Origin of the sequence: Streptococcus mitis (genome assembly GCF_008763935.1) — a bacterium.
GTDB lineage: Bacteria > Bacillota > Bacilli > Lactobacillales > Streptococcaceae > Streptococcus > Streptococcus mitis_DB.
The window spans coordinates 195,937-215,020 of record NZ_VTQF01000003.1; the positions used below are offsets into that span (position 1 = coordinate 195,937).

Annotated in this window: 17 protein-coding genes; 11 read left to right on the top strand and 6 right to left on the bottom strand. The window is 36.0% G+C overall.

Going from position 1 to position 19,084, the window contains the following annotated elements; genetic code table 11:
* Positions 1-159 precede the first annotated feature (159 nt).
* The 4 genes from F9B91_RS06050 (at position 160) to F9B91_RS06065 (ending at position 4,208) form a co-directional block, all read left to right on the top strand.
* Positions 160-426, top strand: coding sequence for an ACT domain-containing protein (locus F9B91_RS06050; protein WP_101782123.1), 267 nt, complete (start codon positions 160-162; stop codon positions 424-426).
* Between the two features lie 9 nt (positions 427-435).
* The gene (locus F9B91_RS06055; protein ID WP_150922728.1) at positions 436-1,773 is read left to right on the top strand and encodes a PFL family protein; all 1,338 of its coding nucleotides are present in this window, start codon (positions 436-438) and stop codon (positions 1,771-1,773) included.
* Positions 1,774-1,790: 17 nt separating this feature from the next.
* The gene (locus F9B91_RS06060) at positions 1,791-3,284 is read left to right on the top strand and encodes an N-acetylmuramoyl-L-alanine amidase family protein (protein WP_191962420.1); all 1,494 of its coding nucleotides are present in this window, start codon (positions 1,791-1,793) and stop codon (positions 3,282-3,284) included.
* 231 nt (positions 3,285-3,515) lie between these two features.
* Positions 3,516-4,208 carry a histidine phosphatase family protein gene (locus tag F9B91_RS06065; RefSeq protein WP_000241548.1) on the top strand — a complete coding sequence of 231 codons (693 nt, stop codon included), beginning with the start codon at positions 3,516-3,518 and terminating at the stop codon, positions 4,206-4,208.
* 102 nt (positions 4,209-4,310) lie between these two features.
* Here F9B91_RS06065 and F9B91_RS06070 read toward each other — a convergent pair whose 3' ends face one another.
* From F9B91_RS06070 to F9B91_RS06095, 6 genes are all read right to left on the bottom strand, one after another.
* The gene (locus F9B91_RS06070) at positions 4,311-5,969 is read right to left on the bottom strand and encodes an ABC transporter permease (RefSeq protein ID WP_150922730.1); all 1,659 of its coding nucleotides are present in this window, start codon (positions 5,967-5,969) and stop codon (positions 4,311-4,313) included.
* Complete coding sequence (locus F9B91_RS06075; protein WP_150922731.1) at positions 5,959-7,050, bottom strand: ABC transporter ATP-binding protein; 1,092 nt, start codon at positions 7,048-7,050, stop codon at positions 5,959-5,961. The genes F9B91_RS06070 and F9B91_RS06075 overlap by 11 nt, the downstream gene beginning before the upstream one ends.
* A 12-nt stretch (positions 7,051-7,062) precedes the next feature.
* Positions 7,063-8,103, bottom strand: a complete 1,041-nt coding sequence (locus F9B91_RS06080; RefSeq protein WP_150922732.1) for an ABC transporter substrate-binding protein — start codon at positions 8,101-8,103, stop codon at positions 7,063-7,065.
* A gap of 291 nt (positions 8,104-8,394) precedes the next feature.
* Positions 8,395-9,165, bottom strand: a complete 771-nt coding sequence (locus F9B91_RS06085; RefSeq protein ID WP_150922733.1) for a response regulator transcription factor — start codon at positions 9,163-9,165, stop codon at positions 8,395-8,397.
* Positions 9,158-10,807 (bottom strand): sensor histidine kinase, encoded by a 1,650-nt coding sequence (locus F9B91_RS06090; protein ID WP_150922734.1) that lies wholly within the window; start codon positions 10,805-10,807, stop codon positions 9,158-9,160. Before F9B91_RS06090 ends, F9B91_RS06085 begins: the two co-directional genes overlap by 8 nt.
* A gap of 174 nt (positions 10,808-10,981) precedes the next feature.
* Positions 10,982-11,758, bottom strand: coding sequence for a glycyl-radical enzyme activating protein (locus F9B91_RS06095; protein WP_000406167.1), 777 nt, complete (start codon positions 11,756-11,758; stop codon positions 10,982-10,984).
* Between the two features lie 121 nt (positions 11,759-11,879).
* Here F9B91_RS06095 and F9B91_RS06100 point away from each other — a divergent pair, with 121 nt between their 5' ends.
* The 7 genes from F9B91_RS06100 (at position 11,880) to F9B91_RS06130 (ending at position 19,067) form a co-directional block, all read left to right on the top strand.
* Positions 11,880-12,626, top strand: a complete 747-nt coding sequence (locus tag F9B91_RS06100) for a DeoR/GlpR family DNA-binding transcription regulator (RefSeq protein ID WP_000824973.1) — start codon at positions 11,880-11,882, stop codon at positions 12,624-12,626.
* A 12-nt stretch (positions 12,627-12,638) separates the two neighbouring features.
* A complete protein-coding gene (locus F9B91_RS06105; RefSeq protein WP_001070838.1) occupies positions 12,639-13,619 on the top strand; it encodes a sugar-binding transcriptional regulator in 981 nt (326 codons plus the stop codon).
* A gap of 195 nt (positions 13,620-13,814) precedes the next feature.
* Positions 13,815-14,135, top strand: coding sequence for a PTS lactose/cellobiose transporter subunit IIA (locus F9B91_RS06110; RefSeq protein ID WP_000402908.1), 321 nt, complete (start codon positions 13,815-13,817; stop codon positions 14,133-14,135).
* Between the two features lie 33 nt (positions 14,136-14,168).
* Positions 14,169-14,477 (top strand): PTS sugar transporter subunit IIB, encoded by a 309-nt coding sequence (locus F9B91_RS06115; RefSeq protein ID WP_000238723.1) that lies wholly within the window; start codon positions 14,169-14,171, stop codon positions 14,475-14,477.
* 16 nt (positions 14,478-14,493) lie between these two features.
* Entirely contained in the window at positions 14,494-15,783 is a 1,290-nt protein-coding gene (locus F9B91_RS06120) for a PTS sugar transporter subunit IIC (RefSeq protein WP_191962421.1), read from the top strand.
* A gap of 158 nt (positions 15,784-15,941) precedes the next feature.
* Positions 15,942-18,380: a glycyl radical protein gene (locus F9B91_RS06125; RefSeq protein ID WP_150922736.1), complete on the top strand. Its 2,439-nt coding sequence runs from the start codon at positions 15,942-15,944 to the stop codon at positions 18,378-18,380.
* A gap of 18 nt (positions 18,381-18,398) precedes the next feature.
* Positions 18,399-19,067: a fructose-6-phosphate aldolase gene (locus F9B91_RS06130; protein WP_000395423.1), complete on the top strand. Its 669-nt coding sequence runs from the start codon at positions 18,399-18,401 to the stop codon at positions 19,065-19,067.
* The last annotated feature ends 17 nt before the right edge of the window (positions 19,068-19,084 follow it).

Consider the following 19,084-nt stretch of genomic DNA (forward strand, 5'->3'; position numbering starts at 1 on the left):
TGGGATAGTAGACGCTTGTTTACGAAATTGTTTTTTTCTTAAGAACAACTTCGTAAGCAGGCGTTTTTGAGTATTTTAGTTAGAATTATGCTATACTATTTGAAAAGAATCCTGTTTAATGTTCAGGTTTCCTATTAAAAGAAGAATTGGAGTTTGCTTATGAAAGCGATTATAACTGTTGTTGGTAAAGATAAATCTGGAATTGTTGCAGGTGTTTCTGCTAAAATTGCAGAATTGGGTTTGAATATTGACGATATTTCTCAAACTGTCTTGGATGAATATTTTACGATGATGGCTGTCGTCTCTAGTGATGAAAAGCAAGATTTTACCTATCTTCGTAATGAATTTGAAGCTTTTGGGCAAACTTTGAATGTAAAAATCAATATTCAGAGTGCAGCGATTTTCGAAGCTATGTATAATATCTAGGAGGTGCATATGGATATTAGACAAGTTACTGAAACTATCGCCATGATTGAGGAGCAAAACTTCGATATCAGAACTATTACCATGGGGATTTCCCTATTAGACTGTATTGATCCAGATATCAATCGTGCTTCGGAGAAAATTTATCAAAAGATTACGAGCAAGGCAGCTAATTTAGTGGCTGTTGGCGATGAAATTGCAGCTGAGTTGGGAATTCCTATCGTTAATAAGCGTGTATCAGTGACTCCTATTTCTCTGATTGGAGCAGCGACAGATGCGACAGACTATGTGGTTCTGGCAAAAGCTCTTGATAAGGCTGCGAAAGAAATCGGTGTGGATTTTATTGGTGGTTTCTCAGCCTTGGTACAAAAAGGTTATCAAAAGGGAGATGAGATTCTCATCAATTCTATTCCTCGTGCTTTGGCTGAAACGGACAAGGTCTGCTCGTCAGTCAATATCGGCTCAACCAAGTCTGGTATTAATATGACGGCTGTGGCAGATATGGGACGTGTTATCAAGGAAACGGCTACTCTATCTGATATGGGAGCGGCCAAGTTGGTTGTATTCGCTAATGCTGTTGAGGACAATCCATTTATGGCGGGTGCCTTCCATGGTGTTGGGGAGGCAGATGTCATCATCAATGTCGGAGTTTCTGGTCCTGGTGTTGTGAAACGTGCCTTGGAAAAAGTTCGTGGACAGAGCTTTGATGTAGTAGCCGAAACAGTTAAGAAAACTGCCTTTAAAATCACTCGTATTGGTCAATTGGTTGGTCAGATGGCTAGTGAAAGACTGGGTGTGGAGTTTGGTATTGTGGACTTGAGTTTGGCGCCAACTCCTGCGGTTGGAGATTCTGTTGCACGTGTCCTTGAAGAAATGGGGCTAGAAACAGTTGGTACGCATGGAACGACGGCTGCCTTGGCTCTCTTGAATGACCAAGTTAAGAAGGGCGGAGTTATGGCCTGCAACCAAGTTGGTGGTTTGTCTGGTGCCTTTATCCCTGTTTCAGAGGATGAAGGAATGATTGCTGCAGTGCAAAATGGCTCTCTTAATTTGGAAAAACTAGAAGCTATGACGGCTATCTGTTCCGTTGGTTTGGATATGATTGCCATTCCGGAGGATACACCTGCTGAAACCATTGCGGCTATGATTGCAGATGAAGCTGCAATTGGAGTTATTAACATGAAGACAACGGCTGTCCGTATTATTCCCAAAGGAAAAGAGGGAGATATGATTGAGTTTGGTGGCCTATTAGGTACTGCACCTGTTATGAAGGTCAATGGGGCTTCGTCTGTCGATTTCATCTCTCGTGGAGGACAAATCCCAGCACCAATTCATAGTTTTAAAAATTAAGAAAATAGGAGAAAATGATGAAAAAAGAAATGAAACATGCTTTAGTAGCTTTAGGACTGTCGACTTTACTAGTCCCAACTTTTGCCAATCAAGTAATTTATGCGCAGGAAGAAAGCCATGAAACTGCTACTAGTACGACTCAAGAAGAGATTAAGAAAGTAATTGCAGAATATAAAAAAGCACAGATAGATTTTATGAAAAAGGATGAGGAACACTTTCTTAATTTAGTTAATCAAATAGACTGGAGTGTACTTTCTTTCTCACAAAATGATATTAACTTTCTTAATACTAGGATTTCTGAGAGTTTTAGTAAAAATCTTCAATATTTTATAAATTCTATTGATAAAGAAGAGAAGGAAATATTATCACATATAGGCGAATGGGAATACAGAAAAGAAAGATTTCAATTTCGTGAACCTCGAAATGAGAATCGAAATTATGATGGAGAAATAAAAACGTATATTTTTAGTGCAATTGTACAGAAGAAGAAGGAACTTGTAACTGCTCATATTAATAAAAATCCGCATTACACAAATCTTGAAAGAGAAAAAATGTTAAAAAATCTCGACCAATATGATAGTTGGGGAGGTCCAGGGTCCTCTGTTTGGAGCCACAAATATGCAATATTTAATAGTGAAGAAAAATTGGATATATTTTTAAAAAGGTTACCAACATTTCTATCAGATGATTTTCAAGCATTTTCATTAGCACCTACTGAAAAGAATATCAGAGAAGTTAATGCTGTTGCCTTTATGGAGAAGACAGCCATTAGTAATGACGATTCACTTTCGAAAGCAGATAAAGTTTCTATGTTTGGTAAGATTGATGACATAGTAGAAGAAGCTGTTAGAAAGATAAAAACAGAAGCGGATATACGTGAGGATGGTAATTACAAAAATAGTAGAATGCTATCCCCTGATGAGTTATCTGTATTTACTAAGCGTATCGAAGATGTTTACCAAGGAAAAGCTAAGCCTAAGGTGACAAAAGAAGAGGCTATTCAAGCAGTTTCTACTGGGACTTCATCCTCAGTTTCAACTTCATCTCAATCTACTGTTACATCTAATGAAGAGACTAAGAAAGATCATCAAGCAAGTAAGTGGTTTAAAGAGTCTGGTAAATGGTACTACAATGACCTTTCTGGCAATCTTGTAAGAAACCGTTGGGTAGGCCGTTATTATCTAAAAGCAGATGCTTCAATGGCTGCGAGTGAATGGATTTATGATGAAGATTATAAGAGCTGGTTTTATGTAGATTCAACTGGTAGTTATGTAGAGAAAGCTTGGCAGGGCGAATACTACCTAAAACGTGGCGGTTACATGGCTAAGAGTGAGTGGGTATTTGATTCTCAGTATGATAGTTGGTATTATCTGAACCAAGATGGCAAGTATGCTCGTAACCAATGGATTAAAGATGGAGATAAGTGGTATTACTTGCTAGCTGATGGGAAATTGGCAAAAAATATGACCATTAACGGTTATAAAGTAAATGAAAAAGGTGAATGGGTATAATTTTTTAAGTTCTATTTAAGGTTGGACGTGTATACTATAATCATTAAATAAAGACCTCCTAATATTATTTGAAACAGATAACTCTGATTTAGTTTGAATTTGATTTTCATCTAATATCTTTATTTAATGAACTCCTAAACTTTTTCATAATAATCTCCTGCAAAAGTCACCTGTCTGGGTGGCTTTTGTTTTATCATCCATGTTATAATAGAAGCAAACGGAGGACGGAAAATGGTAAAAGTACGATTGTATTTGGTACGTCATGGCAAGACCATGTTTAACACGATTGGTCGCGCGCAAGGTTGGAGCGATACTCCCTTAACAGCTGAAGGTGAGCGAGGGATTCAAGAATTAGGAATCGGTTTGCGAGAATCTGGTTTGCAGTTTGAGCGCGCTTATTCCAGTGATTCTGGCCGCACCATTCAGACAATGGGAATTATCCTTGATGAACTTGGCTTGCAGGGGAAAATCCCTTATCGCATGGACAAGCGTATCAGAGAATGGTGTTTTGGTAGCTTTGACGGAGCTTATGATGGCGATCTTTTCATGGGCATTATTCCTCGTATCTTTAATGTGGACCATGTTCACCAATTGTCTTATGCTGAACTGGCTGAGGGCTTGGTAGAGGTTGATACAGCTGGTTGGGCTGAAGGATGGGAAAAACTCAGTGGCCGCATCAAGGAAGGTTTTGAAGCGATTGCTAAAGAAATGGAAGAACAAGGCGGTGGCAATGCTCTTGTCGTGAGTCACGGAATGACCATTGGAACCATTGTTTATCTGATTAATGGTATGCATCCGCATGGTCTAGATAATGGCAGCGTGACGATCCTTGAATATGAGGACGGCCAGTTTAGCGTTGAAGTTGTTGGTGACCGTAGTTACCGAGAACTAGGACGTGAGAAGATGGAGGAAGCCTCTATTTAATCAGTCTAGACTTGCTTGCTCTGAACTAGGGATTTGATAAGAATATCAAGATAAGAAAAAACAGCCGAGGGTAATCTCTTCGGCTGTTTTTGATGGGGGAAACTAAAGTGTAATGCTATTGCTTTTAGATATTTTCATAAACAAGAGCAAGGAACCTACTGTTAGAACAGTTAGGATAGTTGACAAGGCTGCCGCAACACCGTAATTTCCTCTGAGAACCTCTGTATAAATGGCTACAGTCATTGTTCTTGTTTTGACATTGTAGAGGAGGATAGAAGTAGAGAGTTCTGAAATCATTGTGACCCAAGATAGGATGGCTCCAGAAATAATACCAGATAGCATCATCGGAGTTGTAATCTTGGCAAAGGTATTGAGGCGGCTACTTCCTAAGCTCTCGGCGGCTTCTTCAATACTTGGTGCTATTTGTTGCAAGCTAGCAACAGATGAGCGAATAGTATAAGGTAATCTTCTGACAGATAGAGACATAATCAAGATGAAAGCTGTCCCTGTAATCATAAGAAATCCACTTCCAAATAGACCGGTATTGAAGGAAGAAATGAAGGCAATCCCTAGAACGGTTCCTGGTACAATATAAGGGACCATACTGAGGCTGTCAATTAAGTTTGTAAACAAATTCCGCTTTCTAACGGCTAGGTAGGAGATAAATGTTGCGAATAAGACAACTAGGACTAAGGCAATCAAAGGGATACGAATAGTATTGAAAATAGCAGATCCCATACGATTGAAAGCTACCTTGTAACTGTTTAGAGAATAGCCTTTGACAAATACCATACCTGATGTTTTTAGGAAAGAAGTATAAATCAAGTAGACTTGAGGTAGAACAGAGAACAAGATAATTCCGTAGACTGTTGCATAAATGGCAACCATTTTTCCTTTTGTAGTTTTTTTAGGCTCAATTGGATGGAGCGAATTCATGCTGAAACTGTAGCGGTTTGAGATGTATTTTTGGAAAAGGAAAATTGCCAAGGCAATGATAATCGCCATAATTGCTAAAGCAGATGCAAAAGCAGAATTTCCTCCAACCTCGCTAATAAATTGGGTATAAATCAGAACAGGGAAAGTCCGATATCCTTCACCAATTAACATAGGTGTTCCAAAGTCTGAGAATGCTCTCATAAATACAAGCAGGGCAGCTGCTAGTAAGGTTGGAACTAGGAGAGGCAAAACAACCGTTACGATACGCTTAAATCCGAAGGACCCCATACTTTCAGCAGCTTCAAGTAGAGAATTGTCAATACTTTTCATTGTCCCAGCAACGTATAGAAATACCAGTGGGAATAGTTGCAGTGTAAAGACAAGTACAATTCCTTTGAATCCATAAATATCGATAGCTGGAAGATGAAGGGCATTTGTCAGGAATTTAGTAATGACCCCGTTTCGTCCCAGCAAGAGAATCCAGGAGTAGGCTCCCACGAACGGAGCTGACATGGAAGCAATGATAATTAATATTTGTAGAAATTTCTTTCCCTTGAAGTCATACATAGAGAAGAGATAAGCTAATAAGGTTCCTACGACTAAGGAAGTGACAGTAGCAGTAATGGAAACCTTGAAACTGTTGACAAGTGTTTCAGAATAGTAGGCTTTACTAAAGAAAGTGACAAAATTAGCTAGTGAGAATTGTCCTTCATGTATGAGTGCTTGCTTGAGCACGGTAACGATAGGATAAACGAGAAAGACAAGATAGGTAAGAAAGATGAAGAAAGAGGAGGCTGTCCAAATATTTAGTTTTTTACGTTCCATGGTTGACTCCTTTTATCAGGTTTTGTGAACCATCTGCAGAAAAGACGTTTAATTTTTGAGTATTGATTCGTAGACGAATACGATCGCCTTTTTGTAGATCTTCTTCAAAAGTTGATTCTTCGCTAACTTGAATTTTTGAGGCAAAGCCTGTCTCGATGAAATACTCCGTATTTAGTCCAAGATAGACGCTATCGCTAATAGTTCCTTCAATATCTCCAGATTCATCTTTGATAAACTCTTCAGGACGAATGCTTACATGAATAGCTTGTGCCTCAGCCTGATCAAGGGCTGGCATTCTAAGGGCATAGCCATCTGAAAAGACGATATAAGCGCCGTCGCTCCGTTTTTCAAGAGTGGCAGGAATAATATTTGTGCGTCCGATAAAGGTAGCCACAAACTCATTAGCTGGTTTATGATAGAGTTCTTTTGGTCGACCGATTTGTTGAATGACTCCGTCTTTCATAACAGCAATTTGGTCTGAAATAGCCATAGCTTCTTCTTGGTCGTGGGTCACATAAACAGTTGTAATACCCACTTCGTGTTGGATTTCTCGAATAGCTTGACGCATATCCAAGCGAAGTTTGGCATCTAGGTTACTAAGTGGCTCGTCCATGAGGAGAACACTTGGATTAACAGCTAAGGCGCGTGCCAAGGCGACACGTTGTTGTTGTCCACCACTGAGTTTATCGGGCTTCCGATCCGCATATTGAGCAATTTGCATGAGTTCAAGATATTTATTGGTCTGTTGGACCAATTCTTCTTTTGGAACCTTCTTTTGCTTGAGACCAAAAGCAACATTATCTCGGACAGTCAAATGTGGGAAAATAGCGTAGTTTTGGAAAACCATCCCGATATTGCGTTTGCTGGGTTCCATATTATTGATTTTTGTATCATCGAAGTAAAATTCTCCACCTTCGATACTGTTGAAACCTGCAATCATACGAAGAAGAGTCGTTTTCCCACATCCTGAAGGACCAAGGATGGTAAAGAGACTTCCTTTGGGAATTGTAATGTTCAAATTCTCAATAACAGGGACATCGTGATAGATTTTTTTGGCGTTAATAATTTTGATCTCACTCATAGTGAACCCCTTTTACTGTTTAGATTGGATATCTGTAAAAATATCATTGTACTTTTTAAGAATGGCAGATTTGTTTTTAATGATATAATCTGAATCTTCAGTGGCAATATTGATTTCTGTCATAGCCTTCATATTTTTATTGGTTTTAGCATTTTTACGAATAGGTCTGATTGTAGTTTCAGTTCCTAGCTTATCTTGGATTTCTTGAGAAAGAAGGAAATCGATAAATTTCTTAGCATTTTCCATGTGTTTGGCATTTTTGACGATAGCCGCGTTACCAGGTAAAAAGACGGTTCCTTCTTTTGGATAGATGACTTTTACATCAACCCCATCATTTAAGAGTTTTAAGGCAGGATCTTCATAGGTGAGCCCTACAGCCATTTCTCCATCGGCGACAGCTTTGTAAACATTTGAAGAGCTAGATGCAATCTTTCCATCTACTAGGGTAAATAGATTTTTCACATAGTTCCAAGCTTGTTCATTTTCGTATCCACCTTGATCGACAAGCATGTTTGTCAATTGAGCAAAGGCGCTAGAAGCATTACTTGGATCAGCAGTTGCGATTTTTCCTTTTAATTTAGGATTGAGTAGATCATTGTAGCCTTCAATTTTAATATCTTTTGTAAGAGCTGAATTGGCAATGATGACACTGACATCAAGTGTATAAGGCGTGTAGAATCCGGTTTTATTTTGATATTCAGGGATTATCTGGTCGTTCTCTTGAGAAATATAAGGTTCAAAAAGATTTTCGTTAGAAGAGAAGAGGGCGTAGGAGCCTCCGAAAATGACATCGGCTACAGGGGATTCTTTTTCAGCCTCAGCTTTTTTGAACAATTCACCAGTACTGGCTTGTACTAAGTCAACCTTAACACCATATTTTTCTTCGAAGGCTGGGATTGTTTCTTCGATAAGGTCTTCAGGGTTAGGTGAGTAGACAACCAAAGTGTTATCTGAACCTTTTTCAGTGTTAGTCTCCGCTTCTATAGCTGAAGAACATCCTGATAAAGTAAGAAATATCCATCCACAAGAGAGAAAGAATAGTAGTTTTTTCATAAGAATCTCCTTTTTACGAACAATTTCTCTACCTAGATTGTTAATGTTTTTAAATTGTAGAGTTCTACAGGATATAATAAAAACCTTAAAGAAATCTAAAACGGGAAATAGGAAATGGGTTCCTAGAGCAAGGATGGGTGAATTGTAGCTGAGATTTTGATGGTAATCCTCTTCAAAACACGTCACTTTATCTGTGATCTCAAAGCTATGATTTGAGTAGTTAGCACTTTGATTTTCATTGGGTAAAAGCACAAAATAAAAAGATTGCCTGAGCTGAGCAATCCTTTTACATCAATGGTTTTTATCCATGAGTTTTAATTCTTTTGGAGAAATATGGAGATACTTTTTAAAAACTTTTGCAAAATATTTATAGTCTGAAAATCCAATTTGTTCAGAGATATCGCTTAGGGGGGAATTGGGGGATTCAGCCATTTTATCTATAGCTTGCTTGAGGCGGTAGCGTAAGATATATTCATTTAGCGTCATTGGGAAGTCTTCTTTGATAACCTTATATAGATAACTTTCGCTATACCCTAGATTCTCTGCAATGGTAGAAATGGTAAAGTGCATGCAGTAGTGTTGATGAACAAATTCAAGAATTTGCTGAATGATTTGGTTTTGTGTATCAATTTGTTGGATAGAGGTGAGTAAAGTTTGATATTCTTCTAAAAAAGGAGTTTCTTGACGAGTGCTAACTCGTAATCGCAAAACAATTTTTTGAAGACATTCTGTCAATTCCTTGGTATTAATTGGTTTGGATAAGAAATCAACTGCTCCATATTGCATGGCTTTTTTGGCATTTTGAAAATCGTTATAACCTGATAAGATAACTTTTTCATAAGAAAGGGTACGAGTGGCTTCGAACATCATAAAAGCATCCATAATTGGCATTGTGATGTCTGTTAAGACAATATGAGGTTCTTTTTCTTGGATGAGTTTCATTCCCTCTTGACCGTGACTGGCAGTTCCTACGACTTGGATACCTAAGGCAGAGTAGTCTACGGCAATTTCTAGCCATTTTCGGATGAGGTGTTCATCCTCTACGATAATGAGCTTAAACATGAGTTACTCCTTTCGTTATAAATTTGACCCAAGTTTCTCCTTGGCGATTGACTCCTAAATCTAGCTGGACATCAGAAAAGAAATTGCTCAATCGTTTGTAGCTGTTCACGATGCCATGCTGGGTATGAGGGCTTTCTAAAGAGTCTAAAATAGCGAGTCGCTCTTGTTTTGTGAGTCCTCCAGCATTATCCTTGACTAAAAAAGTTAGAGAATCTGCTTCCAAGGTAATTTGGATATCAATATGAAGATCAATACGGTATTGCATCCCATATTTTATAGCATTTTCTACTAGAGGAAGCAAGAAAAGTTTAGGAATAGGTTGATTATCGATAGTTTCTGGGCAGACAATATCATAGGAAAAGTGCTCGAAACGAATCTTATGAATAATAAGGTAATCCTCTATAATCTTTAAATCTTGGCAAATGGTTGTTTCTTTTTCTAAATCGGTGATACTGTAGCGAAGAATGCGCGTGAGATTTTGAATCAGGTCTTGTGTGAGAGCTGCATCCATTAAAGAAGTAATTTTAATTGTCTCAAGCGTATTGTAGAGAAAATGAGGATTGAACTGAGCTTCCAGCATTTTTCTTTCAAAAATCCACTTTTCTTTTTCGATGGTCAACATTTTCTGATGAAGTTGATCTAATTCATACAACATATTATTAATTTTTTCGGCCATAAATTCAAACTCATCACCTGTTTGTAGAGAAAGTCTTTTTTCTGCTTGTTTGGGAATTTCTTGAAGTTGGTAAACTAAGCTTTCAATAGGAACAGCGTTGTGTGTAGCAATCTTATGAGCAATTCGTCTTGCTTGCCAGAAGTAGAGGAAGAATATACATAAGGTGAGAATGGAGGCTAGGCCGAGTAAGCTAGGAATAGGAAAAAAGGATTGAAAAGTATAGATTGAAAAAATAGCACCGACTTTTTCTTTTTGAACAATAAGCGGTTCATTCTCATACCAGTGGGTACGAGAGTGTAGGAGTTTTTCATCAAATTTTTCAAGAGTGGAGCGAGTGAACTGGTTTGTATTGTTGGAAAACATATTTCCAAAGCTATCGGTAATGATGTATTTAGAATTTATCATTGGGAAACTTGAGATGAAATCATTCTCATTTACGAAAGTAATAGTATAGGCCTTAACTCGTTGGTTTTGAAGTAGTGGTTTGATAAAGAGTGTGTAATGTTGCTTATCTGAAGAGAGTGCAATTTTTTCTGTCACTTTTTCTTGAGAAGGATTTTGAATGAGTAGTTTTAGGTAGTAGGGAGATAAAATACTTTCTTGATGATTTCGATTGGTACTAAATAGTAATTCACCTGTATCACTTAGGATAATGAGGTCAGAACTAAGTTTTAATTTAGCTTTTGTCTCGTAAAATAAGCTAAAGACTTCTCGTTCTGTGTGTTTACCATCCAAAAATCCAGGAATCATTTTATGGTTCATAGTAGTCAGGAGTTCATTATTTGCTTCTTTCATTTCTTGAACCTGTTTGACAATCTGTCTCGTATCTTTGGAGAGTTGTTGCTTTTGTAAAAAATAGGAAAAACCAAAAAGTAAAATGAGTAGTAAGAGTGAGGTCACAAAGGCTGCGATAGAGCTTCTATGGAGAATTTCTTTTTGGAGAGATTTTTTAAAGGAATGAGACATCCGCTACCTCCTTGGAAGGGTTTTCTGTTATAAGTATAGCAGTTTAAAAATTCTAGAGCAAGGTAAAATAGAAAAGGTTTGGCTAAAATTTTTTAGCTAAACCTTTTGAAAAGTTAAGTATGTATTATAGATGCTTGTTATCTGCGAATAGCTAGAGCATTTCAAAGAGATAAACTAGAAATAGCAATTAATATGATGGTTCAGAAATACCTTTTGATAATCAATAAGATCTTCAGGATGAAGTGCGTTGACTCCATCCATTTCATATTTCCGATTTAATAAACGATATTTGTTTTCACCAAATTGATGAAAAGGGAGTAGTTGAACTTGGTCGATATTTAATGAGTTAAATAGAGTAGCAAATTCTTCTGCATCCTCTAAACTATTGTTAAAATCAGGAATAACCGGGATTCTTAAAACGATAGTTTTATGTTGAGAAAACGCATAATGAATGTTTTTAATAATCATTTGATTAAAAACCCCAGTCACTTTTTTATGTTTTATAGAATTATAATGTTTTAGGTCTGTGTAGATAAAATCTACATATTGGATTAAATCAATAAATTTTTCATGATCAACAAAGGCAGTGGTTTCAATTGCAGTATGTATGTGATGCTCTTTGGCTGATTTTAAGATAGCTTTAGCAAATTCAAACTGAGCAAATATTTCACCTCCAGATAAAGTTAACCCTCCACCGGATTCTTCGTAAAATTCCTTGTCTTTCAATACCTCTGTAATAATTTCTTCTACAGTTTTTTCTTCACCTACTAAAGTGAATTTTTCTCGTTGAGCATCTTTCATTTTTTCAGGTTTCATTCTTTGAGATTCAGGATTAGAACACCATGGACAGCGCAGAGGACATCCTTTTAAAAAAACAGTTGTACGAATACCCGGACCGTCATGAATTGAAAAGTGTTGAATATTAAAAATAATTCCTTTAGATATTTCCATAAGAGTTCCTCCTCTTTATAATTCTATCCTATCACAAAAACGAAAGAAAAACAATTACGAACGAAAGTTTAATTTGTTGTTTTTTGCTTTTTATTTTGGTAGAATAAAACGGAGGTGTAAAATGAAAAGATTGGAACAAATTATTAAATTAGTATCAGAATATGAAAAGATTGATGTTAATACATTATCGGAAAAATTAAATGTATCGAAAGTAACGATTAGAAAAGATTTAGATAAATTAGAGTCAAAAGGCTTATTACACAGAGAGCATGGATATGCTGTGTTAAATAGTGGAGATGACTTAAATGTACGCTTGTCAATTAATTATGAAATTAAGAGAAAAATTGTTCAAGAAGCAGTAAAATTGGTATCAGATAATGAAACAATAATGATAGAATCTGGTTCAACCTGTGCTTTACTTGCTGAGGAAATTTGCAAGCAAAAAAGAAATGTCACTATTGTAACAAATTCATTTTTTATAGCAAATTTTGTAAGAGGTTATGATTCATGTCGTGTTATTGTTCTTGGTGGAGAGTTTCAGAAAGATTCACAGGTTACCGTAGGACCTTTATTAAAAGAAATGATACAGACTTTTCATGTGCGTCAAGCTTTTGTTGGGACAGATGGCTACGATAAAGAGATGGGCTTTACAGGAAAAGATTTAATGCGCAGTGAGGTAGTTCAATATATTTCAGCAGCGTCGGATAAAGTCATTGTGCTAACTGACTCAAGTAAATTTGATAAAAGGGGTACAGTAAGAAGATTTGCTTTAAGTCAAGTCTATGAAGTAATAACAGACGAAAAACTTTCTAAACAAAATATAGCTACATTAGAAAATGCTGGGATAATGGTTAAGGTAGTTTCGTAAGAGGTTAAGTGTATGAATCAAGATAGGAATAAACTGCTCTCTAAAATTGCTTATCTGTATTATATTGAAAACTTAAATCAGTCACAAATAGCAGCAAAATTAGGAATTTATAGAACCTCTATTAGTAGAATGTTAACAGAAGCAAGGAATGCAGGAATTGTTAAAATTGAAATAGAGAATTTTGATACCAATATGTTTAAGTTGGAAAATTATGTAAAAGAAAAATATGGTCTGGAAAGTTTAGAAATTATTCCAAATGAATTTGATGACAATCCAACAATTTTATCTGAAAGAATTTCTCAAGTTGCAGCAGGTGTCCTTAGGAATTTAATTGATGATAATATGAAAATTGGCTTTTCTTGGGGAAAAAGTTTAAGTAATTTAGTAGATTTAATCCACAGCAAAAGTGTTCGAAATGTTCACTTCTATCCTCTAGCAGGTGGTCCTAGTCACATACACGCTAAATACCATGTGAATACACTGATTTATGAAATGTCTAGAAAATTTCATGGAGAGTGTACATTTATGAATGCAACAATTGTGCAAGAAAATAAATTGTTAGCAGATGGTATTTTGCAATCAAGATATTTTGAAGATTTGAAAAATAGTTGGAAAGATTTAGATATAGTTGTGGTTGGGATTGGTGATTTTAGTAATAAAGGAAAACATCAATGGTTAGACATGCTTACAGAGGATGACTTTAAAGAATTGACAAAAGTTAAAACTGTAGGGGAAATTTGTTGTCGATTCTTTGATTCAAAAGGTAAAGAAGTTTATGAGAACTTACAGGAAAGAACGATAGCAATCTCTTTGGAAGATTTAAAAAATATTCCTCAAAGTTTAGCTGTTGCTTATGGTGATACGAAAGTATCTGCGATTCTTTCTGTATTACGTGCTAATCTAGTAAATCATCTGATTACAGATAAAAATACAATTTTAAAAGTTTTAGAAGAAGATGGTGATTTTTCTTTTCGAAATATTTTATGCGAGTGAAAATGATAGACTGATATCAGTTTATCGTTTTTTCTTTTTAATCAATTGCACATTTGTGCTTATATAAATAAAAATAGTTTATTTGTTGTCTTTGGATTGACAAGTTTATTATGTAGTTGTATTCTATAGTTACAAAAGAAAATTTTAAAATTTCAAATGAAAAAGCTTTTTACATAGTGAAATGAGGAGGAATTTATGGAAATTATTGTTCCAGATCAAATTATCATGGGTTTAATTTTATATGCTGGCGATGCGAAACAACATATTTATAAAGCGTTAGATTATATAAAAAACGGTACATGTGAACGATGTGAAGAAGAAATCCAGTTAGCTGATGCAGCCTTATTAGAAGCCCATAATCTACAAACAAAATTCTTGGCACAAGAAGCGTCTGGTACAAAGACAGAAATAACAGCTCTCTTTGTTCATTCACAAGATCATCTCATGACTAGTATGACGGAGATTAATTTAATCAAAGAAATTATTAGTTTGAGAAAAGAACTTCACAAAAAATAATACTAGAGTATTAACATAGAGGAGGAAAATATAATGGTGAAGATTGGTTTGTTTTGTGCAGCAGGCTTTTCTACTGGTATGCTTGTAAATAATATGAAAATTGCAGCGCAATCTAGTGGAGTTGAGGCAGAAATAGAGGCATTTTCTCAGTCTAAATTAGCGGATTATGCCCCAAATCTAGATGTTGCACTGTTGGGGCCTCAAGTTGCTTATACATTAGATAAATCAAAAGAAATTTGTGATAAGTGTGATGTTCCGATAGCTGTTATTCCGATGATGGACTATGGTATGTTAGATGGGAAAAAAGTATTAGATTTGGCCCTATCTTTGATTAGTGGGTAAGAAAAGGAGGTTTATTATGGCAAAGATGGATGTTCAAAAAATCATTGCACCTATGATGAAGTTTGTGAATATGCGTGGTATTATAGCTCTAAAAGATGGTATGTTAGCAATTTTGCCATTGACAGTAGTTGGTAGTTTATTCTTGATTATGGGACAATTGCCATTTGAAGGATTAAACAAGAGCATTGCTAGTGTATTTGGAGCAAATTGGACAGAGCCGTTTATGCAAGTATATTCAGGAACTTTTGCGATTATGGGTCTAATTTCTTGTTTTTCAATTGCCTATTCTTATGCTAAGAATAGCGGAGTAGAGGCTTTGCCAGCTGGGGTTCTATCTGTATCTGCATTCTTTATTTTGCTAAGATCATCTTATATCCCTAAACAAGGTGAGGCAATTGGGGATGCTATTAGTAAAGTTTGGTTTGGAGGTCAAGGAATTATCGGTGCTATCATTATAGGTTTGGTAGTAGGAAGTATTTATACCTTCTTTATAAAGAGAAAAATTGTTATTAAGATGCCAGAACAAGTTCCACAAGCTATTGCGAAACAGTTTGAAGCAATGATTCCAGCATTTGTAATTTTCTTACTTTCTATGATTGTATATATTTTAGCGAGCTCATTGACTAATGGCGGAACATTCATAGAAATGATTTATTCTGCTATTCAAGTTCCATTGCAAGGTTTAACTGGATCTTTGTATGGTGCAATTGGAATTGCATTCTTTATATCATTTTTGTGGTGGTTTGGTGTTCATGGACAATCGGTAGTAAATGGAGTAGTGACAGCTCTGCTTTTATCTAATCTTGATGCTAATAAAGCTATGCTAGCCTCTGGTAATCTATCATTAGAAAATGGTGCACATATTGTTACTCAACAATTTTTAGATTCATTTTTAATTCTATCTGGTTCAGGAATTACGTTTGGTCTTGTAGTTGCCATGCTTTTTGCAGCAAAATCTAAACAGTACCAAGCGTTAGGGAAAGTAGCAGCTTTTCCAGCAATATTTAACGTAAATGAGCCAGTTGTATTTGGATTTCCGATTGTCATGAATCCAGTTATGTTTGTACCTTTCATTCTTGTTCCTGTACTTGCAGCTGTTATAGTATATGGAGCTATTGCAACAGGTTTCATGCAGCCATTTTCAGGAGTTACCTTACCTTGGAGTACCCCAGCTATTATATCAGGATTTATGGTTGGTGGATGGCAAGGAGTTATTACTCAGCTGGTGATATTAGCGATGTCTACATTAGTTTATTTCCCATTCTTTAAAGTACAGGATCGTTTAGCGTATCAGAATGAAGTTTGATAAATGTAAAAAACATTTGTGTATTATCATTAAACACACATTTGTGCTAAAAATTAGGGAGTTAAAGTTTTTCTAGTTAAAAGCTTGAAATTCTCTAAAAAATTAGGTATTATATTTTCGAAAGAAACAAAAATATTTTCGAAAGAAAGGTGCTTACGATGGTAAATACAGAAGTAGCAAGAACAACAATCAAGACAGAATATTTTGGCAGCCTTACTGAAAGGATGAACAAATATCGAGAAGATGTTTTAAATAAAAAACCTTATATTGATGCTGAGAGAGCAGTTCTAGCAACACGCGCTTATGATCGATATAAGGAGCAACCTAATGTCTTAAAACGCGCCTATATGCTGAAAGAAATTTTGGAAAATATGACTATCTATATCGAAGAAGAATCTATGATTGCGGGAAATCAAGCTTCTTCCAATAAAGATGCTCCTATTTTTCCAGAATATACGCTAGAATTTGTTCTCAATGAGTTGGATCTTTTTGAAAAGCGTGATGGAGATGTTTTCTATATTACAGAAGAAACAAAAGAACAACTTAGAAGTATCGCTCCGTTTTGGGAAAATAATAATTTACGTGCTAGAGCTGGTGCCTTATTACCTGAAGAAGTGTCTGTTTATATGGAAACAGGATTCTTCGGTATGGAAGGTAAGATGAATTCTGGAGATGCTCACTTAGCAGTTAACTATCAGAAACTGTTGCAATTTGGTTTAAGAGGTTTTGAAGAGCGAGCTCGTAAAGCGAAAGCAGCTCTAGATTTAACAGATCCAGCAAGTATTGATAAATATCATTTTTACGACTCTATATTTATTGTAATCGATGCTATTAAAGTATATGCAAATCGCTTTGTTGATCTTGCAAAAAATTTAGCCGAAAATGCAAATCCTAAACGTAAGAAAGAATTACTTGAGATTGCAGATATTTGCTCTAGAGTCCCATATGAACCGGCAACTACTTTTGCAGAAGCTATTCAATCAGTTTGGTTTATTCAATGTATTTTACAAATTGAATCTAATGGCCACTCTCTTTCATATGGTCGTTTTGATCAATATATGTATCCATATATGAAGGCTGATTTAGAAAGTGGTAAAGAAACAGAAGATAGCATTGTTGAACGTCTGACAAATCTTTGGATTAAGACAATTACAATTAATAAGGTTCGCAGTCAAGCACATACATTTTCTTCAGCAGGAAGTCCTTTATATCAAAATGTTACCATTGGTGGACAGACTCGAGATAAGAAGGATGCTGTTAACCCATTATCTTATTTGGTATTAAAATCAGTTGCACAAACCCATCTACCGCAACCTAATCTAACTGTACGTTACCATGCAGGTTTAGATGCTCGTTTCATGAATGAGTGTATTGAAGTGATGAAACTTGGTTTTGGTATGCCTGCATTTAATAATGATGAGATTATTATTCCTTCTTTTATTGCAAAAGGAGTATTGGAAGATGATGCTTATGATTACAGTGCCATTGGATGTGTTGAAACGGCAGTTCCAGGGAAATGGGGCTATCGTTGCACAGGTATGAGTTATATGAACTTCCCTAAGGTTCTACTTATCACGATGAATGATGGAATTGATCCGGCTTCGGGTAAACGGTTTGCACCAAGCTTTGGTCATTTTAAGGATATGAAGAACTTTTCTGAATTAGAAAATGCTTGGGATAAAACACTAAGATATTTGACACGAATGAGTGTTATTGTTGAAAATTCTATTGATTTATCATTGGAACGAGAAGTTCCTGATATTCTATGTTCAGCATTGACTGATGATTGTATTGGTCGTGGAAAACACCTTAAAGAAGGTGGAGCAGTATATGATTATATATCAGGTTTGCAAGTTGGAATTGCAAATTTGTCGGATTCATTAGCTGCAATTAAAAAATTGGTATTTGAGGAAGAACGTATAAGCCCAAGTCAGCTTTGGCATGCACTGGAAACAGATTATGCCGGGGAAGAAGGTAAGGTCATTCAAGAAATGTTGATTCATGATGCACCTAAGTACGGTAATGATGATGATTATGCCGACAAATTGGTTACTGCTGCTTATGACATTTATGTTGATGAAATTGCTAAATATCCTAATACACGTTATGGAAGAGGTCCTATTGGAGGAATTCGTTATTCAGGAACATCTTCTATCTCAGCCAACGTAGGACAGGGACGTGGAACATTAGCAACGCCAGATGGACGCAACGCGGGTACACCGTTAGCAGAGGGTTGTTCACCATCACATAATATGGATCAACACGGCCCTACATCTGTTTTAAAATCTGTTTCAAAATTACCAACAGATGAAATCGTAGGTGGGGTTCTCTTAAATCAGAAAGTAAATCCTCAAACGTTAGCCAAAGAAGAAGATAAATTAAAACTAATTGCTTTGTTACGAACATTCTTTAATCGTTTACATGGGTACCATATTCAATATAATGTTGTTTCCAGAGAGACGTTGATCGACGCTCAGAAACATCCTGAAAAACACAGAGATTTAATTGTTCGTGTTGCAGGATACTCTGCATTCTTCAATGTTCTTTCTAAGGCAACCCAAGATGATATTATAGGACGTACTGAGCATACTTTGTAAAATAAAGAGGTTCTTTTTATGGAATTTATGCTTGACACATTAAATTTAGATGAGATTAAAAAATGGTCTGAAATTTTACCGCTAGCTGGGGTAACTTCAAATCCCACTATTGCCAAAAGAGAGGGTTCGATTAATTTTTTTGAACGAATCAAAGATGTAAGAGAATTGATTGGCTCTGCACCCTCTATTCATGTTCAGGTGATTTCTCAAGATTTTGAAGGTATCTTAAAAGATGCTCATGAAATTCGGAGACAAGCAGGAGATGATACATTTATCAAAGTACCTGTTACTCCAGCTGGATTACGTGCAATAAAGGTGCTAAAAAAAGAGGGTTACCATATCACTGCAACAGCTATTTATACAGTTATTCAGGGATTATTAGCTATCGAAGCAGGAGCGGATTACCTAGCTCCATATTATAACAGAATGGAGAATCTGAACATTGATTCAAATTCTGTCATTCGTCAATTAGCTCTTGCTATTGATAGACAGAACTCTCCTAGTAAGATTTTAGCTGCATCCTTTAAAAATGTAGCACAAGTAAATAATGCTTTAGCTACAGGTGCGCATGCTGTTACAGCAGGAGCAGATGTTTTTGAATCAGCTTTTGCCATGCCATCTATCCAAAAGGCGGTTGATGATTTTTCTGACGATTGGTTTGTTATTCAAAATAGTCGTTCCGTTTAGATAGAGAGGGAATACAT

What these genes read in the sequence shown, in the direction of transcription:
- F9B91_RS06050 (WP_101782123.1), top strand. Translation starts at nt 160, where the DNA reads ATGAAAGCGATTATAACTGTTGTTGGTAAAGATAAATCTGGAATTGTT.
- F9B91_RS06055 (WP_150922728.1), top strand. Translation starts at nt 436, where the DNA reads ATGGATATTAGACAAGTTACTGAAACTATCGCCATGATTGAGGAGCAA.
- F9B91_RS06060 (WP_191962420.1), top strand. Translation starts at nt 1,791, where the DNA reads ATGAAAAAAGAAATGAAACATGCTTTAGTAGCTTTAGGACTGTCGACT.
- F9B91_RS06065 (WP_000241548.1), top strand. Translation starts at nt 3,516, where the DNA reads ATGGTAAAAGTACGATTGTATTTGGTACGTCATGGCAAGACCATGTTT.
- F9B91_RS06070 (WP_150922730.1), bottom strand. Translation starts at nt 5,969, where the DNA reads ATGGAACGTAAAAAACTAAATATTTGGACAGCCTCCTCTTTCTTCATC.
- F9B91_RS06075 (WP_150922731.1), bottom strand. Translation starts at nt 7,050, where the DNA reads ATGAGTGAGATCAAAATTATTAACGCCAAAAAAATCTATCACGATGTC.
- F9B91_RS06080 (WP_150922732.1), bottom strand. Translation starts at nt 8,103, where the DNA reads ATGAAAAAACTACTATTCTTTCTCTCTTGTGGATGGATATTTCTTACT.
- F9B91_RS06085 (WP_150922733.1), bottom strand. Translation starts at nt 9,165, where the DNA reads ATGTTTAAGCTCATTATCGTAGAGGATGAACACCTCATCCGAAAATGG.
- F9B91_RS06090 (WP_150922734.1), bottom strand. Translation starts at nt 10,807, where the DNA reads ATGTCTCATTCCTTTAAAAAATCTCTCCAAAAAGAAATTCTCCATAGA.
- F9B91_RS06095 (WP_000406167.1), bottom strand. Translation starts at nt 11,758, where the DNA reads ATGGAAATATCTAAAGGAATTATTTTTAATATTCAACACTTTTCAATT.
- F9B91_RS06100 (WP_000824973.1), top strand. Translation starts at nt 11,880, where the DNA reads ATGAAAAGATTGGAACAAATTATTAAATTAGTATCAGAATATGAAAAG.
- F9B91_RS06105 (WP_001070838.1), top strand. Translation starts at nt 12,639, where the DNA reads ATGAATCAAGATAGGAATAAACTGCTCTCTAAAATTGCTTATCTGTAT.
- F9B91_RS06110 (WP_000402908.1), top strand. Translation starts at nt 13,815, where the DNA reads ATGGAAATTATTGTTCCAGATCAAATTATCATGGGTTTAATTTTATAT.
- F9B91_RS06115 (WP_000238723.1), top strand. Translation starts at nt 14,169, where the DNA reads ATGGTGAAGATTGGTTTGTTTTGTGCAGCAGGCTTTTCTACTGGTATG.
- F9B91_RS06120 (WP_191962421.1), top strand. Translation starts at nt 14,494, where the DNA reads ATGGCAAAGATGGATGTTCAAAAAATCATTGCACCTATGATGAAGTTT.
- F9B91_RS06125 (WP_150922736.1), top strand. Translation starts at nt 15,942, where the DNA reads ATGGTAAATACAGAAGTAGCAAGAACAACAATCAAGACAGAATATTTT.
- F9B91_RS06130 (WP_000395423.1), top strand. Translation starts at nt 18,399, where the DNA reads ATGGAATTTATGCTTGACACATTAAATTTAGATGAGATTAAAAAATGG.